Raw genomic sequence first — 16,490 nt, forward strand, 5'->3', positions numbered from 1 at the left:
ACATCCTTTACTACAACCACCTGAGAATAAAATCAAGATTAAAACGTAAAAGTCCAGTAGCTTATCGAGCTAGATTTGAGCAAGCTGCTTAGAAAATATGTGTCCAGTTTTAAGGGGTCAGTACAGCGTAGCCGAGGAGGCTCCAGCAGCGCCCCTAGGAAAGCGAAGCCATTTGCGGAAATCAACAGCGGTGCATAACTAGCAACTAAGATTAAAACCGGGCGGTTCGCCAGGTTTTCCTTAAATAAACCCATTAATTTCCAGTTGTTATAATATTTCTTGTATTCCAATTCTTTCATACGTTATAATTATTTCAAATGACATGGAGCGGATATTGATTTGGCACTAGGTAGCTAAAAATTTAATAGATCTCTTGATGCAAAGCGTGCATTATCGTCATAATTCGGTTTACAGATATATAGGAGGTAAAAAAGTGAATACACCACAGACAGAGAAACTTAAAGTGTTTGCCCTCGGGGGGATCGGGGAAATCGGTAAAAATATGTACGTTTTAGAAATGGAAGATTCCATTTATATCATGGATACAGGTGTCATGATTCCTGAAGATGGGATGCTCGGTATTGATATGGTCATACCAGATACGACATATCTTGAGGATAATAAGGACAAGATTCAGGGGATTTTCCTTACCCATGGGCATGAAGAACATATGGGAGGACTTGCATATATCCTTAGGAAATTAAAGGCTCCTGTGTATGGGACCAAGTTTACACTGGCGCTTGCAAAAGAACTTGTGAACGGGCTTGGATCTAAAGGGCAAGTGGAGTTTAAAGAGGTAGATGACAGCACTGTCCTAGAATTGCCCGAAACGACAGTAACCTTTTTTAGAACGAACCACAGCATTCCGGATTCAGTAGGTATTTGCTTTCACACGCCACAAGGTGCAATCGTTCATACAGGTGACTTCAAGTTTGATCAATCCCAGTTATCTCAGAATGCCGATTTGGGCAAAATTGCAGAAATCGGGAACAAAGGTGTATTATGTGTTCTTTCAGATAGCACGAATGCAGAGAAACCTGGGTATACGATTTCTGAATCTGTTGTCAGACAAGAGATTGCGGATGTAACCTATAATGCAAAGGGCCGTGTGTTTGCCGCGTGCCTGTCTACAAATGTCGGTCGAATTCAACAGATAGTTCAAGCTGCTGTAGATAGCAACAGAAAGCTTGTAGTCGTTTCTCATCCAACAGATCGCAACTTCACAATTGCAACAGAACTAGAATATTTACACATTCCAGATGAACTGCTTGTACCTGTTAATGAACTTGGGAACCTAAAAGATGATAATGTAGTTGTCCTTACAATTGGGACGCACTCTCAACTTATGTCATCCCTATTAAAAATGGCCAAAGGTACTCATAAACATGCTCAAATCAAACAACAAGACATTGTTATGATTGCAGCTTCTCCGTCACCTGGTACAGAATTAACGGTAGCTAAAGTGATAGACAAGCTCTACAGGGCCGGAGCAGTTGTCATTTATGGTCAAAAGAAAATCCATTCTTCTGGTCACGGTTGTCAGGAAGAACTTAAATTAATGTTAAACTTACTAAAGCCAAAATATGTTCTTCCTATCCAAGGAGAATTCAAAATGCAAAGAGCGCTCTCCAAAGTAGCAGAAAGCGTCGGAATTGATAAGGAAAACATTTTCTTATTGAATAAGGGAGAAGTTGTTGAGTTTAACAAAGGTACTGGAAAATATGCCGGAAAAGTATATGCCGGGAATGTATTAATCGATGGTCTCGGAGTTGGGGACATTGGTAATATCGTATTAAGAGATCGCAGGTTATTGTCTCAAGACGGTATTATGGTAGTGGTTGTTTCCATCAGTAAAAGTCAAAAAAGAATTATTGCAGGTCCAGAAATTCTTTCAAGAGGGTTTGTATATGTCCGTGAGTCAGAAGAGCTTTTAGACAGGGCAAATGCCATCGTGACAGAAATTCTTGACAATGCCGTAAAAGAACAGATTCTTGAGTGGTCAAGCTTGAAGCTGAAAATTAGAGAATCCCTTAATCAGCATTTATATGAAAAGACAAGACGTCGACCAATGATCCTTCCTATTATTATGGAAGTGTAATAGCGTTTCTTACCCGCAATGTGGCAGTTATTGTCATGTTGCGGGTTTTGTTTTTCTTTTAGTTGCGAATGAAAAAAAGCATCGCGTCAATACTATACTGGAGAAAACTTATTTTATAAGGGACGGAAGGAGATTATCGCATGTCTGATTTTACATACCAGTCATCGGAACAACCACAAGGAGAGCCTAACAAACCTGATGCAGGAAAGGATTCCTTGGTAAATAAAATTCAACAGCTTGGTCAAACGAATGTTGCCCAAATGCCATCTGATTCCAAAATACATTGCCTAACCATTGTGGGTCAAATTGAGGGACACGTCCAATTACCTCCTCAAAATAAAACAACCAAATACGAACATGTCATTCCTCAAATCGTTGCAATTGAGCAAAATCCAAATATTGAAGGATTGCTAGTTATTTTAAATACGGTGGGTGGGGATGTCGAAGCTGGATTGGCTATTTCTGAAATGCTAGCTTCCTTGTCAAAACCAACAGTCTCACTCGTACTTGGTGGCGGGCATTCCATCGGGGTCCCTATTGCGGTATCTTGTGACTATTCTTTTATTGCGGAAACTGCGACCATGACCATTCATCCTGTGCGATTGACAGGTTTAGTCATCGGTGTTCCCCAAACCTTTGAATACCTTGATAAAATGCAAGATAGAGTCATCAACTTTGTAACAAAAAACTCTGGTATTCCTGAAGAGAAATTCAAGGAATTAATGCTCTCAAAAGGAAATCTCACTCGTGATATTGGGACCAATGTTGTTGGTGCAGATGCTGTTGAGTACGGATTGATTGATCAAGTAGGGGGAGTAGGAGAAGCCATCAGAAAGCTAAACGAGATGGTAGAAGCTAAAAATCCAGGTAAAACAGAAGAAGGGAAGATGCTGCAATGATTCTCTATACGACCATGCCTCAGGAATTGATTTTTCCAGTGGAGAATGGAGAATATGAAAAGCAACGTGTGATATATTTTAACGGCGTTTCCTTGGTTGTTCAACAAACAGATATGAACGCCTATCAAATCGTCCGAAATTTGAGCACAGACCCTGCCCACTATCTTAGTAACGAGTATTCTCCAGGTCAAACGATTAATTTTCTTTAACACCGTTTCAAGCGTTAGGGCTTATGTTATAATACAAGCATCAGAGGAAAAAGCAGCCAGTATTTGTTGGCTGCTTTCGTCTTCTCATTATGGTCAGATAGGTGAGAATAATGTCAAAACGAAAAAAGAGACAAAGAAAAACCAAAAACCGGGATGAATGGAAACGCACAGTCACCTTTGAAGTGATGGGGCTGCTGTTGTTGGCCATTACATGTATAGCGATTGCCAAACTTGGTATGGTAGGACAAACCTTTGTTCTATTATTTCGTTTTTTTAGTGGAGAATGGTATATGCTCATGCTTCTTGGATTATTGATCTTATCCGGATATATCATCTGGAAAAGAGAGTTACCTACCTTCTTCTCAAGGCAATTGGTTGGTGTGTATGTTATTATGATGTCTGTTTTATTACTAAGCCATGTCACCCTGTTCAGGATGCTGTCACGCGGAGGCTCGTTTGCTGATCCATCCGTTATCGGAAATACATGGGAGCTTTTTTGGCTGGAAGTAAACGGAGAAACAAGTACAACAGACCTTGGTGGGGGAATGATGGGTGCAATATTATTTGCTCTGTTCCATCTACTGTTTGATGCACGAGGTGCACAGTGGATAGCAATGATATTCATCGTAATTGGAATTATTTTAGTTACTGGAAAATCCCTCAATGACACTGTAATTAAAGTCGCTGCTGGCTTATTTGGATTTGCAAAAAACCAATGGCTCGCATTCATGGATGATATGAAAGGTTGGAAAGAGGACAGTAACAAACGTAAAAAAGAAAAACAAGCAGAAGAGAAAAAGCAGAAGGAAGAGAAAAAAGAAAAAACAGAAGAGGTCCTTGTTGTCGAGGAAAGTTCAACAGAAGAACTTATCTCTCCTCCTATTATTTCTTCTTTTAACGACCGAGAAACAGAAATAAATCAGGTGAATTCAGAGCCTTTAGCTTCTAGTTCTAGAAGTGATGACAAAGATGCGGGCCAAGAAGAAACCGGAGAACTCATTGCAGGTCCAATGGCCTTTACAGAAGTGGAAAATAAAGAATATGTTCTTCCGTCTCTTGATCTTCTAAACAAACCAATAGCGAATCATCAGACAACAGAGCATGAAAACATCTACCAGAACGCTAGAAAATTAGAGAAGACTTTTGCAAGTTTTGGTGTTAAAGCAAAGGTAACAAAGGTTCATCTCGGTCCAGCCGTGACAAAGTATGAAGTATATCCAGATGTGGGTGTTAAGGTCAGTAAAATTGTAAACTTAAGCGACGATTTGGCGCTTGCCCTGGCTGCCAAAGATATACGAATAGAAGCTCCGATACCTGGTAAATCAGCTATTGGGATAGAAGTGCCTAATAATGAAGTAGCAATGGTGTCCTTAAGAGAAGTATTAGATACCAAACAGGCCGAAAAGCCCGATGCGAAGTTATTGATTGGCTTGGGTCGTGATATTTCTGGAGATTCCGTCGTGGCAGAGCTTAATAAAATGCCCCATCTACTTGTTGCCGGTGCAACAGGAAGCGGGAAAAGTGTTTGTATAAACGGAATTATCACTAGTATTTTGGTGCGTGCAAAACCGCATGAAGTGAAAATGATGATGATTGACCCAAAAATGGTAGAGTTGAACATGTATAATGGGGTGCCTCATCTTTTAGCACCCGTTGTAACAGATCCTAAAAAGGCTTCCCAAGCACTTAAAAAAGTAGTAAATGAAATGGAACGTCGATATGAACTGTTTTCCCATACCGGTACAAGGAATATCGAGGGTTATAATGATTACATAAAGAGACACAACCAAGATGAAGAAGCGAAACAGCCATCCTTGCCATACATCGTGGTAATCGTCGATGAGCTTGCAGACCTAATGATGGTCGCTTCTTCCGATGTGGAAGACTGCATAACAAGGCTTGCTCAGATGGCTCGTGCTGCTGGAATACACCTAATCATTGCCACACAACGACCATCTGTAGATGTTATTACTGGGGTAATCAAAGCGAATATTCCATCCAGGATTGCTTTTAGTGTTTCTTCTCAAACAGACTCTAGAACAATATTGGATATGGGTGGAGCAGAAAAACTTCTTGGTAGAGGGGACATGCTTTTTCTGCCGGTCGGTGCTTCCAAACCTATAAGGGTACAGGGTGCATTCCTTTCCGATGAGGAAGTCGAACGGATTGTAGACTTTGTCATCGATCAGCAGAAAGCACAATATCAAGAAGAAATGATTCCTCAAGATATCAATGAAGAAGTGGAAGATGTAAATGATGACCTTTATGATGATGCAGTTCAGCTTGTCTTAGAAATGCAGACAGCCTCTGTATCTATGCTTCAGCGTCGTTTCCGTATAGGCTATACAAGAGCTGCAAGGCTTATCGACGCCATGGAAGTAAGGGGAGTAGTCGGTCCATATGAAGGCAGCAAACCGCGTACAGTATTAGTATCAGGAAATCAAAGTGAAGATGTAGGTTCATAAGTGTAAAGTTAAAGGCGGCTATGAAAAGCCGTCTTTTATTTTTCATAAAGAACGATAAACTTATAAATCGCTTACTTTTTCGACAAAATCCTGTAATTTCTATTTATTTTACCCCTAAAAAGTGTTATATTATTTTGGATTAATAGGAAAACATGAAAAGTGTTTTGTAAACGGTTAATGGGGGATCAGTTATGACGATTCGGTCAGACAGCAGACATTTGTATTTACTAGTTGTAGACAAATTAAAGCAAGATATCGAGAACAAGGTGTATAAAGAAAAAGAGAAATTACCTTCCGAATTCGAATTGTCTCGACGACTAGGAGTTAGCAGGGCAACTTTGCGAGAAGCATTGCGCGTATTGGAAGAAGAAAATATTGTCGTAAGAAGGCACGGTGTTGGAACCTTTGTAAATTCTAAGCCGCTATTCTCATCCGGGATTGAACAGCTAAATTCTGTAACGGAAATGATTTCACAAGCCGGCATGAAACCAGGGACAGTCTTCTTAACTTCCACAATTGAGACACCAAGCGAGGAAGAATTAATTAAATTTAATGATAAAGAAATTCGTGAAGTCCTTCATTTTGAACGTGTACGAACAGCGAATGATCTTCCGGTTGTTTACTGTATTGATAAGATCCCTACCACGATTGTAGAAGACTATCAATCTTATAAAAACGAATCACTCTTAAAACTTCTTGAAAAAGAAGCAGGAAGATATATATCTTATGCTGTCACTCATATCGAACCAATAGGCTATCATGATAAAATTTCACCAATCCTTGAATGTGAACCTGAAACGGCATTACTTGTACTAAAACAAATGCACTACGATCAAAATGATGAACCAATTCTTTATTCACTCAATTACTTTAGAGCAGACAAGTTTAGTTTCCATGTATTAAGAAAGCGTCCATAGAAGTTTTTAAAACACCACGAATTCGTGGTGTTTTTATTTTGTGCATCTCTAGGTTGTCTGACTTGTAAATCTTTCTAATTTAACGTTATATTGGGTTTAGGACTATTTTTTGAACGTTATAGAAAGAATAGTACTGTCTATATTTTTATACGATTAATTAACAGGATGAAATCTGTTGTGCCCGCATCAAAGTAAAGGAGGAGATTTCTTGAAATTAGTTGATGAAAGAACGTACACCCTTAATGGAATTAACGTTCACACTATCCCGACCAATAAATTCAAGACGAATACTATTGTATTGAAAGTAAAGGCTCCGTTATCAGAAGAAGATGTAACAGTTCGTGCAATAATGCCGTATGTCCTTCAAAACGCGACAGAGTCCCATCCCCAACCTTCCCAATTCAGGGCATATCTTGATGAATTATATGGTGCTAGCCTTGCAGTGGATCTAAGCAAAAAAGGTGAAGATCACATCATTTCTATAAGGTTGGAAATTGCCAATGAAAAGTTTCTAAAAGATTCCACACCGCTCCTTGAAAAAGGGATTGAGCTGTTAAGTGAAGTACTATTAAAGCCCGTAACCGAAGGAAATGGCTTTAAGACAGCGACAGTGGATAAAGAAAAAAGGGCGTTGAAACAAAGAATCCAATCTGTATATGATGATAAAATGCGTTATGCAAGCCAACGCCTCATTGAAGAGATGTGTGCAGAAGAGCCTTACCACCTGAGTGCAAACGGTGAGAAGGATAAGGTAGATGCCATAACATCAGAATCCCTATACAACTATTATCAAAACATGTTAAAAACAAATGATATTCACCTTTACTTGGTTGGCGATATAAAAGAGGAAGAAGTAGATGAATATGTAAAAAAGTACTTTGTATTGCCTGATCAAGATAACAAAGTAACGTCTTCGATTACACAACCTAATAAAGATAATAAAGAGCCGAACGAAGTAATTGAACGCCAGGATATTAAGCAAGGGAAATTAAATATCGGGTACAGAACGAATGTGACTTTCAAAGATGATCTTTATTATGCTTTGCAAGTCTTTAACGGTATCTTTGGCGGATTTTCCCATTCCAAGCTCTTTATCAATGTAAGGGAGAAGGAAAGTTTAGCGTATTATGCTGCGTCAAGGGTGGAAAGTCATAAAGGGTTGTTGCTCGTTATGTCAGGTATTGACTTTTCAAATTACGAAAAGGCGGTAACAATCATTAACAAACAGATTGAAGCGATGAGACAAGGAGAATATACCGACGGGGAAATGTCCCAGACCAAAGCGGTGATAAAAAATCAAATTCTCGAAACCATTGATACTGCAAGAGGATTGATTGAAATCCTCTACAACAATGAGGTTTCAGAAGTTGACAAACCAATAGAAGCATTCCTTGAAGGGGTAGAAAATGTTACAAAAGAGCAGATTCAGGAAGTTGCCAAGTTGGTTGAACTCGATACAACCTACTTTTTAACTGGGAAGGAGGCGTAAGAGATGGAAAAAATCGAATTTAAACAACTCGAAGAGAACCTATACCATGAAACGCTTGATAATGGTTTAGAAGTGTACCTTTTGCCAAAATCTGGGTTTCATAAAACGTATGCAACATTCACGACTAAATATGGATCTATCGATAATAAATTTGTACCACTTGGTCAGGACGAGTTTGTTACGGTACCAGATGGAATCGCTCATTTTCTCGAGCATAAGCTTTTTGAAAAGGAGCATGGGGATGTTTTCCAAGATTTCAGTAAACAAGGTGCCTCTGCCAATGCCTTTACATCTTTTACAAGAACGGCCTACCTCTTCTCTAGTACATCAAATGTTGATCAAAATCTTGAAACCTTGATGGATTTTGTGCAAGCACCGTATTTTACGGAAAAAACAGTGGAGAAAGAGAAAGGAATTATCGGGCAAGAGATCACGATGTATGAGGATAATGCCGATTGGCGTGCCTATTTCGGATTAATTGAAAGCATGTTCCATACTCACCCAGTTAAAATAGACATTGCAGGTACCATTGATTCCATCTCCAACATAACAAAAGATTTATTGTACACATGCTATGAGACCTTTTACCATCCGAGTAACATGCTCCTATTTGTTGTTGGACCTATGGATACAACCGAGATGATGCAATTCATCAAAGATAATCAAGCAAAGAAAACATTTAAAGAGAAAGAAGATATAAAACGTCAATTTGATGAAGAACCTACATCAGTGAACGAAAAGAAGAAAGTATTAAAAATGAATGTCCATACGTCAAAATGTATGGTGGGTATTAAGGAGTCTAATCCAACGAAACAAGGAACAGAGCTTCTCAAGCATGAATTGACAGTGAACATATTACTTGACCTATTATTCGGAAAAAGCTCCGATCACTACCAAAAGCTTTATGATGACGGTCTGATTGATGAGACTTTTGCTTATGATTATACGGGAGAAAACGGATTTGGCTTTGCCATGCTAGGGGGAGATACTTCAGAGCCTGACAAATTAGCAGAAAGAGTGCAAAGTATATTGCTGCAGTTTGATCCAAATTCCATTGAAGAACAGGAACTTGAAAGAATTAAAAAGAAAAAAATCGGATCATTCTTGCGTGCTCTTAACTCACCAGAGTTCATCGCAAACCAATTTACCCGTTATGCTTTTAATAATATGGACCTTTTTGAGGTCACACCTCAACTTGAGAAGATTACGCTTGAAGACCTCCAAGCCGTTGCTAAAGACTTTATCAAGGAAGAAGCATTTACAACGTGCCAAGTTGTGCCAAAATAAAGATACAGTGAAGTCCGGTTCTAGACTAATCGAACCGGCTTCTTTTTTATAAAAGGGAGATAGACATGACTAAAACTGCACTTTTAATCGGAGCGAGTGGAGATATCGGAAGAGAAATAGCAAGAACTATTTTGAATCAAGGCTACACAACCTATCTGCACTACAACCAAGATAAACAATCCATACATAAGATACAGAATGAATTTGGCGAGGAAAGGGTTATCCCCATTCAAGCAGACCTAACCACCAATGATGGAGTGCTTAAATTAAAAAACAGCACCTATACATCTGTTGATGCAATTATCTATAATGCAGGTACTACCTTTTATGGATTGATGACAGACATCGACGAACAAACAAAGCAACAAATGATCCAACTTAACATAACATCATTATATTCAACCATTCAAGCGTTTCTACCGGAAATGGTGAGAAAGAGAAATGGCAATATTGTGGTGGTTTCTTCCATCTGGGGAGAAATAGGGGCTTCATGTGAAGTGCTTTATTCCATGACTAAAGGTGCACAGATCTCTTTTGTAAAAGCGTTGGCCAAAGAAGTAGCCCTGAATGGTATTAGAGTAAACGCGATAGCTCCTGGGGCTGTGTCCACAAAAATGCTAAATAATTTATCGGAAGAAGAAAAACAGGAGATAAGTGATGACATCCCAATGGGGAGATTAGCTCAACCTTATGAAGTTGCCGATTCCGTAGGCTTTTTGCTTTCAGATAAATCCTCTTATATTACTGGACAAGTACTGGGAGTAAACGGCGGATGGAATTAACAGATCATGCATAAATCAGGTAGGAGCATCGCATACTAACTCTTGAACAAATGTGGAAGGAGGAGTTAATATGTCAGTACTTGATAACTGGGAACAATGGAAAGGTTTTTTAGGTGACCGTCTAAATCATGCAGAGCATGAAGGAATGGACAATGGAGCTATTTCTCAACTTGCTTATGAAATCGGTGACTATCTTGCAAAAGAAGTGGAAGCGAAAAACCCTCAAGAAAGAGTGTTAGCTGACCTTTGGAAAGTGGCAAGCCCAGAAGAGCAACATGCAATTGCCAATATGATGGTGAAATTGGTTCAAAACGACGGAACGCATTAAGAGAGGCCTCTACCTCTCTTTTTTTGTTTGCCAAAATTCATAAGTAATTACTTTCTTATTAAAGAAATATTGGATATGATAGAAGTAACATATACAAGAACGATTTTTAGAGAGGGTGAAGGGGTTTGATGGAGAAAAAAGAGTGGTATTTAGAATATGAAATACATATCAATAGGCCAGGACTACTTGGGGACATCGCTTCCCTTTTAGGTATGCTATCCATCAATATTGTGACAATCAACGGGGTGGATGATGCAAGAAGGGGAATGTTATTGCTAAGCGACTCAAATGAGCAAATAGTCCGTCTTGAATCTATCCTTAATACAATGGATAATATAACTGTTACAAAGCTGCGTGAGCCTAAATTGCGCGATCGATTAGCTGTGCGACATGGAAGATACATACAGCGAGATGCAGATGATAAAAAAACGTTCCGCTTTGTAAGGGATGAACTAGGATTACTGGTTGATTTCCTTGCCGAACTATTTAAACAGGACGGTCATAAGTTAATTGGAATCAGAGGGATGCCTCGTGTAGGCAAAACAGAGTCCATTGTTGCTTCAAGTGTCTGTGCAAACAAAAGATGGTTATTTGTATCTAGCACGTTGCTAAAGCAAACCATTCGAAGTCAATTGATTGAAGATGAATATAATGTGGACAACCTATTTATTATAGATGGTATAGTATCAACCAAAAGGGCCAATGAAAAACATTGGCAACTAATTCGTGAAATAATGCGAATATCTGCTGTAAAAGTGGTTGAACATCCTGATATTTTCGTGCAAAATACAGAATATAAACTAGATGATTTCGATTATATTATTGAACTTAGAAATAATGAAGATGAAGAAATCACCTACGATGTGGTGCAACCAAATAATATGTTTGATGAGAATCCTTTTGGGGGTTTTGATTTCTAAAAATGTTGGAAGGTGTAATTGTTGACAGAACTAGGTAATAGACTGAAACAGGCAAGAGAAGAAAAAGGCTTGTCACTAGAAGATTTACAAACCGTTACAAAAATACAAAAAAGATATTTAATCGGAATAGAAGAAGGCAATTATTCCATCATGCCTGGACAATTCTATGCCCGTGCATTTATCAGGCAATACTCTGAGGCTGTGGGACTTGATCCAGAACTAATCTTTGAAGAATACAAAAACGATATCCCTGCAAATGACAAAGATGAAATTCCTCAGTTGTCTAGAGTGAAGACTCGAAAACAGGTGCCATCGTCAAAAAATACAAAGGTTTTTAATTTTATCCCTAAAGTGTTAATGTTTTTAGCATTCGTTGCAGTAGTTGCCATCATCTATGTACTTTTTCAAAACTGGGGGGTTGGGAGTTCATCTGACACTCAGGAGAATAACAAGAATGTAGTCATTGATAATGCAACGTCAGAAAATGAAGACGTTGCTGAAAACGAAGATCAAGAAGATGAAAAAGAACAGCCTGAACAAACGGAAAAAGAAGAACCTGTAGAAGAGGAAAAAACGACAGCAGGTACATTAACCGAAGTAAGTTCAAACAGTCCAAATGCAACATTAGAATTAAAGGACACGGATAAATTTGAAGTGGAAATCTCTGCAGAAGGCGAAAACACTTGGGTGGGAGTCAACAATGCAGCGGGAGAATACTTCCTTAACAAAGAGCTTAAAGACGGAGAATCGGAAACAATCGATTTATCTGCGCAAAAAGAAATCTTATTTAATGTAGGTTGGGTACCGGCAACTAAAATTAAGATTAACGGCGAACCATTTGACTTTCCTTTTCCAGTAAATGACGTAACCACACAGAGAGTCACTATTAAATTTGTATCAAATGGTCAACAATAAAGTCATCAGGATGATGGCTTTTTTTGTACAGACCTTTTGAATGAAGCTTACAACAATTGAGCTATCAACCTTAAGCAAACATTAGACAAACCTGTATATTTTATGTATAGTGGAAAAGCAATATTGAATGCTGGAGGAATGAACGTGAATTTACCTAACAAAATTACTGTTTCAAGAATCTTTATGATCCCTATCTTTATGATTCTAATGCTTGCACCATTAAATTGGGGAGATCTTGCCATTGGAGATGAGTCCATTCCATACACACATCTTCTAGCTGCACTTATATTTATCATTGCATCCATCACCGACTGGGTAGATGGTTATTATGCAAGAAAACTAAATCTTGTAACCAACCTTGGAAAGTTCCTTGATCCACTTGCAGATAAGCTTTTGGTGTCCGCTGCATTAATAGCACTTGTCGAGTTACAATTGGCTCCAGCGTGGATTGTCATTGTCATCATCAGCAGAGAATTCGCTGTCACCGGACTCCGATTAGTACTTGCAGGAGAAGGGGAAGTGGTTGCAGCAAACATGCTTGGCAAAATTAAAACTTGGGCTCAAATAATTGCAGTATCCGCACTTCTATTACATAACTTGCCATTTGAACTAATCGGCATCCCATTTGCTACCATTGCTTTATGGATAGCAATGATCTTTACCATTTACTCTGGATGGGATTACTTCTATAAAAACAGACAAGCATTTGTTAATTCTAAATAATCAAAAGAAAACGATTATCTCATATTATTTATAGCTGATGATTGGAGCAAATGGCGTAGACTCCTGCGGGGGAGTAGCGACATTGTTGAGACCCCGCAACGAAGTGAGGAGGCTCAAGGTCGCCCCGCGGAAAGCGAAGCCATTTGCGGAAATCAACAGCGGCGTTAACCAGAACCAACCATATCACTGTAATAAGGGGAGAGTGCCGTGATTAGAAATGCAGAGATTATTGCCGTAGGCTCTGAGTTACTCTTAGGACAAATTTGTAATACAAATGCCCAATTTCTTTCCAAGCAACTTGCAGAATTGGGAATCAACGTTTTTTATCATACGGTGGTCGGAGATAACCCTTCTAGACTCGAAGAAGTAATAACAACAGCTAAACAACGTTCTAACCTCCTCCTATTCACTGGAGGACTAGGACCTACAAAAGATGACCTGACAAAGGAAACCATTGCAAGAGTGCTAAATAAACAATTGGTAATGGATGAACAAGCGCTAACCAACATTCAGGATTATTTCAAAAAATCACACAGAGTGATGAGTGAAAACAACAAAAAGCAAGCGCTAGTATTAGAAGGCTCCTCTATCTTGGCAAACGACTTTGGGATGGCCCCTGGAATGGCGCTCACAGAAGGCTCTCATACATACATGCTCTTACCTGGCCCTCCTAAAGAACTTCAGCCAATGTTTTCTGTCTATGGCAGAGAATACCTGTTAGATAAGCTTGGAGTCAGAGAGCAAATCGTCTCCAAAGTTCTCCGTTTTTTTGGCATTGGGGAATCACAACTGGAAACAGATATTGAAGATATCATTGACCGGCAAACAAATCCGACCATCGCACCTCTTGCAGGGGACAATGAGGTTACTCTTAGATTAACGGCCAAGCACCAATCCACTGACGAAGCAAATCGGTTGATTGATCAATGCGAAAAAGAAATCTTGGAAAGAGTCGGAGACTTTTTTTTCGGGTATGACGAGGATACCATCTACTCTGTTCTATTTGAAAAAATACAAAAGTCTCATTACACTCTGAGCAGTGCCGAGAGTCTTACCGGCGGTTTGTTCTCTGAGAAAATGACAAGTTTCTCAGGTGCTTCCAAAGTTATGGAAGGTGCTATTGTGAGCTATACTAATAGCGTGAAGGAAAAAGTACTTGGCGTGAAAAAACAAACACTTGAAAACGATGGAGCTGTAAGTGAGCAGACAGCTAAAGAAATGGCAATCGGCGTTAAAAAATTGCTGCAAACAGATATCGGCATCAGTTTTACAGGGGTTGCGGGTCCTGAAACAATGGACAATCAACCAGTAGGTACGGTGTTTATTGGAATAGCTCTCCCGAACGGAGAAGCCGCCGTCCACAAAATTCACTTAGCCGGAACGCGCGATGGCATCAGACATAGATCGGCAAAATACGGCTGTCACTACCTATTGAAAGAGTTGTTCAAGTAGTTGAGGCGAACTTCAACTGCTTTTTCTTTTGGGGTCGGGAGATGAATAGACGATGGTGCCAGGCTTTTTTGGAGTTAGTGGGAAAATAGGAGGAAACGGAAGAGATTTGAGGTAAGAACTTATGAAAAGGGAGCATTTGGAGTGCGCATAAATTGGTTCGGACAAAATATTCAGGTCTTTGGACATTTTAGTACTGAATTGGACAGGGTTTCGGACAATTAGATTGCTTGTTCAGACAAGAATTCAGGGTGTTCGGTCATTTAAAAAATCGGTTCGGTCAACTTTGCAAAATCTTCGGTCAACTTATCTAAATCTTTGGTCAAGAATACAAAAACTTCGGACATTTCAAATCTGGCCCTCTTTGTTAGTCCCCCTTCCGAACTCTAACCCCAGACAAAAATTCAATACAAAAAACTAATTTTGTATTTTCTACTAAAATTCCATCAAGAAAATCCCCGTTTCCCCTTAGAACAAACTCAATATTTTACGCCAAAAACTAACTATAAAAAACCGAATGGATGTTCGTTTTTTAGTTGCCAAACGAATAGAAAAAGGGTATAGTAAGAGTAGTTGATAGATACTATTCATTTAGTTTGATAGATAAGAGGAGGAAATTGTGTGAGTGATCGTAAAGCTGCTTTAGATATGGCGTTAAAACAGATAGAAAAGCAATTTGGAAAAGGTTCCATCATGAAATTAGGGGAACAAACTGAGCGTAAGATCTCTACTATTCCTAGTGGATCGTTAGCATTGGATGTTGCATTAGGTGCCGGCGGATATCCAAGAGGTAGAGTTGTAGAAATATATGGTCCTGAATCTTCCGGTAAAACAACAGTTGCCCTTCATGCTATCGCTGAAGTACAGCAACAAGGCGGACAAGCTGCGTTTATCGATGCGGAGCACGCGTTGGATCCAGTATATGCGCAAAAACTTGGCGTAAACATAGATGAGCTTCTTCTTTCTCAACCAGATACTGGTGAACAAGCATTAGAAATTGCAGAAGCTCTTGTAAGAAGTGGTGCAGTAGACATTATCGTTGTCGACTCTGTAGCTGCCCTAGTACCTAAAGCAGAAATCGAAGGGGAAATGGGAGACTCCCATGTCGGTCTTCAAGCCCGTCTTATGTCTCAAGCACTTCGTAAGCTTTCTGGTGCCATCAATAAATCAAAAACCATTGCCATTTTCATCAATCAAATTCGTGAAAAAGTAGGAGTAATGTTTGGTAATCCTGAAACGACTCCTGGTGGCCGTGCTCTGAAATTCTACTCTTCCGTACGTCTAGAAGTGCGTCGTGCTGAGCAGTTGAAACAAGGTCATGATATTGTCGGGAATAAAACAAAGATCAAAGTTGTAAAGAATAAAATCGCTCCTCCTTTTAAAGTAGCTGAAGTAGATATCATGTACGGTGAAGGTATCTCAAGAGAAGGGGAAGTTATTGATATGGGCTCTGATTTGGATATCGTCCAAAAGAGTGGTTCCTGGTATTCCTACAATGAAGAAAGATTGGGACAAGGACGCGAAAATGCAAAACAATTCCTTAAAGAAAACAAGGATGTCCTAAAAGAAATTCATCAGCAAATTCGTGACCACCACGGGTTGGATAAAGAAGTAACCGCTCCAGCGGAAGAAGAAATGGATCAAGAAGAATTAGATTTTTAATACTCACCAACCAAGAAGGCCCTGTAAATAATTGCAGGGCCTTTCAATTTATAATGCTATAGAGATGTTCCTGAAACGAAAATTAACGGTTAAATGTAACTAAAAAATTATTAAATCCACCCAAATCCCTATAAAATTCATCAAAAACAGGATTAGTTTACCAAAAAGGGCATATCCTTATCGGGACAGGCTTGACAATAATTTTTCACAGATTTACAATTAGTATGTATAATTTACATTTTGTTAGAATTTTAGAGCTATAAAAAAGCAAAAGCCCTTGAGCTGTATGTTGACAAACATTGTTACAATGTACATGCCGACAATGAAATCTAGCAAGAAAAAAGTTC

At 39.1% G+C, this 16,490-nt stretch carries 14 protein-coding genes; all 14 read left to right on the plus strand.

Annotated elements, in window-relative coordinates:
- The first annotated feature begins 433 nt into the window (after positions 1 to 433).
- A complete protein-coding gene (locus HF078_RS15550; RefSeq protein WP_169291983.1) occupies positions 434 to 2,098 on the plus strand; it encodes an RNase J family beta-CASP ribonuclease in 1,665 nt (554 codons plus the stop codon).
- A gap of 140 nt (positions 2,099 to 2,238) precedes the next feature.
- Positions 2,239 to 2,997 (plus strand): ClpP family protease, encoded by a 759-nt coding sequence (locus tag HF078_RS15555; protein ID WP_169291984.1) that lies wholly within the window; start codon positions 2,239 to 2,241, stop codon positions 2,995 to 2,997.
- Complete coding sequence (locus HF078_RS15560; protein WP_169291985.1) at positions 2,994 to 3,206, plus strand: YlzJ-like family protein; 213 nt, start codon at positions 2,994 to 2,996, stop codon at positions 3,204 to 3,206. Before HF078_RS15555 ends, HF078_RS15560 begins: the two co-directional genes overlap by 4 nt.
- 110 nt (positions 3,207 to 3,316) lie before the next feature.
- The gene (locus HF078_RS15565; protein WP_169291986.1) at positions 3,317 to 5,671 is read left to right on the plus strand and encodes a DNA translocase FtsK; all 2,355 of its coding nucleotides are present in this window, start codon (positions 3,317 to 3,319) and stop codon (positions 5,669 to 5,671) included.
- 191 nt (positions 5,672 to 5,862) lie between these two features.
- Positions 5,863 to 6,588 (plus strand): GntR family transcriptional regulator, encoded by a 726-nt coding sequence (locus HF078_RS15570; protein WP_168862705.1) that lies wholly within the window; start codon positions 5,863 to 5,865, stop codon positions 6,586 to 6,588.
- Between the two features lie 208 nt (positions 6,589 to 6,796).
- Entirely contained in the window at positions 6,797 to 8,077 is a 1,281-nt protein-coding gene (yfmF, locus tag HF078_RS15575) for an EF-P 5-aminopentanol modification-associated protein YfmF (protein ID WP_169291987.1), read from the plus strand.
- 3 nt (positions 8,078 to 8,080) lie between these two features.
- Complete coding sequence (gene yfmH, locus HF078_RS15580; protein WP_169291988.1) at positions 8,081 to 9,364, plus strand: EF-P 5-aminopentanol modification-associated protein YfmH; 1,284 nt, start codon at positions 8,081 to 8,083, stop codon at positions 9,362 to 9,364.
- Positions 9,365 to 9,429: 65 nt separating this feature from the next.
- Positions 9,430 to 10,146 (plus strand): elongation factor P 5-aminopentanone reductase, encoded by a 717-nt coding sequence (gene ymfI, locus HF078_RS15585; protein ID WP_169291989.1) that lies wholly within the window; start codon positions 9,430 to 9,432, stop codon positions 10,144 to 10,146.
- Positions 10,147 to 10,216: 70 nt separating this feature from the next.
- On the plus strand, positions 10,217 to 10,474 hold the full coding sequence (locus HF078_RS15590) for a DUF3243 domain-containing protein (protein WP_148986438.1): 258 nt from the start codon (positions 10,217 to 10,219) through the stop codon (positions 10,472 to 10,474).
- A gap of 128 nt (positions 10,475 to 10,602) precedes the next feature.
- Complete coding sequence (locus tag HF078_RS15595; protein ID WP_010193276.1) at positions 10,603 to 11,394, plus strand: DUF3388 domain-containing protein; 792 nt, start codon at positions 10,603 to 10,605, stop codon at positions 11,392 to 11,394.
- Positions 11,395 to 11,415: 21 nt separating this feature from the next.
- Entirely contained in the window at positions 11,416 to 12,309 is an 894-nt protein-coding gene (locus tag HF078_RS15600; RefSeq protein ID WP_169291990.1) for a helix-turn-helix domain-containing protein, read from the plus strand.
- Positions 12,310 to 12,447: 138 nt separating this feature from the next.
- A complete protein-coding gene (gene pgsA, locus HF078_RS15605; RefSeq protein WP_169291991.1) occupies positions 12,448 to 13,032 on the plus strand; it encodes a CDP-diacylglycerol--glycerol-3-phosphate 3-phosphatidyltransferase in 585 nt (194 codons plus the stop codon).
- 210 nt (positions 13,033 to 13,242) lie between these two features.
- Entirely contained in the window at positions 13,243 to 14,484 is a 1,242-nt protein-coding gene (locus HF078_RS15610; protein WP_169292188.1) for a competence/damage-inducible protein A, read from the plus strand.
- Positions 14,485 to 15,102: 618 nt separating this feature from the next.
- The gene (gene recA, locus HF078_RS15615; protein WP_060666479.1) at positions 15,103 to 16,143 is read left to right on the plus strand and encodes a recombinase RecA; all 1,041 of its coding nucleotides are present in this window, start codon (positions 15,103 to 15,105) and stop codon (positions 16,141 to 16,143) included.
- The last annotated feature ends 347 nt before the right edge of the window (positions 16,144 to 16,490 follow it).

The organism is Bacillus sp. RO2, assembly GCF_012911845.1.
Classification (GTDB): domain Bacteria; phylum Bacillota; class Bacilli; order Bacillales; family Bacillaceae_I; genus Sutcliffiella_A.